General features: G+C 43.3%; 2 protein-coding genes. One reads left to right on the top strand and one right to left on the bottom strand.

Annotation, left to right across the window (positions count from 1 at the left end):
• Positions 1-475: peptide deformylase (gene def / locus VE944_RS20100; protein WP_324980848.1), on the top strand; the 475-nt coding region annotated here is incomplete at its 5' end.
• Between the two features lie 57 nt (positions 476-532).
• Here the strand turns inward: def and VE944_RS20105 are convergent.
• Positions 533-1,895, bottom strand: a 1,363-nt coding sequence (locus VE944_RS20105; RefSeq protein ID WP_324980851.1) for a potassium channel family protein, incomplete at its 5' end; no start/stop codon positions are given.

The following is a 1,895-nucleotide window of genomic DNA, read 5'->3' on the forward strand; positions in this document are numbered from 1 at the left end:
TGCTTGGGTTGAGAATATTCAAGATGAGCATATCCAAAAGTTAATTAAAGACTTAATTGCTACTGTTGCCGAAGCTAACGGCGTGGGGATTGCTGCGCCTCAAGTAGCACAATCCTATCGTTTATTTATTGTGGCTTCCCGTCCTAATGCCAGGTATCCCAATGCCCCGGAAATGGAGCCTACTGCTATGATTAATCCCAAAATTATTTCTCATTCAACTGAAGTTGTCAAAGATTGGGAAGGTTGTTTAAGTGTTCCAGGAATTAGGGGGTTAGTTCCTCGGTATAAAACTATTGAAGTGGAATACACTGACTGTCAAGGGAACTTAAAAAAGCAAGAATTAACCGATTTTATCGCTCGGATTTTTCAACACGAGTATGATCATCTCGACGGGATCGTATTTGTAGATCGTCTAGAAAACACTCTCGATATGATTACTGAGCAGGAATATCAACAACGAGTAGTTAATAAATAAATGGGAGTGGGGAGTAGTGTATTAATTACGAATTACGAATTACAAATTACGAATTATTTAAGCGTGTGATTCGCATACTTGCTCATGCCGCCACAACTGATATAACCGCGTCGCTGGCATCGTCATATACAAAACATCGCCAACACTGAGATTAGTTTCTAATAAATCCCAGCCGTGAAGGGTTTGGTGATTTGTTTCTACGTATAAAGGTACACAGTCACCAGACATGGCTATATCTTTCACCCACTGACCACAAAAGATGTGTGAAGGTGTAATCACAGTTGCAAAAGCCACCCAAAGACTATCGGCTGTAATGCCATTGCCGAGGATGCGTCCCCCTAGTGCAGCAGCAGCAAAAGCTGGAGCTGCTAGTTCAGCCGGACTCAGCACGGCCTCGAAACAAAATAGCTGTTGCGCTATGCCAGCAAAATCGGGATCGCCATAATGAACAATCACCGGAACACTGGGTGTCAGTCCCTTGGCTTTGAGGGCAATTTCCAAATTAGTAGCATCATTGCTAGTAACAGCAAGCACTGCGGCGGCAGTGTCTATATTGCTAGCTTTGAGTATTGTGCGGAAGCTGGCATCTCCTTGAATGACGGGAATACCTAGTTCGCGGGCGGTGTTAATATATTTGTTGTTGGAATCGGGTTCAACTACTACAACTTCATGTCCACTGGCGTGGAGTTGCTGGATAATTTTCACTCCAATACTACTTAAGCCACAGACAATGTAGTGACATCGCTGGGGAATTCTGGCTGCATCCCAAAATTGCTTAAAGCGGCTTCCTAAGACAAAATCGGTGAGCATTGCATACCAAATACCAATTACCACTGCTCCAACCAGCATCATCACAACGGTAAATAACTTAATACTGTTAGGAGCATTTTCTACTACTTTGTCATTACCACCTGCCCCCGTAATCATGCCTACAGAAAAATATAGAGCATCAACAGCAGATAAACTCAACTCAGCCGACATATAGGTGAGTGTAGCAATCAGAATAACTGCGAGTAACACAACAGCACCCACCACTACCGATCGCCCGTGTTGCTGAAACTGCTGAAGATTAGTCATGACTTTCAGCAGTTTTTTAATCAATGATCTCCGGGGGGAACGGATGCGGGGTTGTGTACCAATAATTAAGCGATCGCCTACTTTAATCTCTTGTCCAGATATTACACCTGACACCAAATCCATCTCACCTTCTACTGGCAAGTAATAAATCAGCATCCGCGATCGATCTTCCCACAATTCACTCAGCTTTAGACCTTTCCAGAAGTGGTTTTCATCAATGTATTCTTCGTGAATTGGCCAAGTTTGCTGAAATAATTTGATTTGTCCGATCGCTCGGTTTCCCATTGCTGCAAAAGTGAATACGGGTGCTGCTAAACCCACAACACTCATACTCAAATGGTCT

Source organism: Nostoc sp. (assembly GCF_035638895.1).
Lineage (GTDB): Bacteria > Cyanobacteriota > Cyanobacteriia > Cyanobacteriales > Nostocaceae > Nostoc.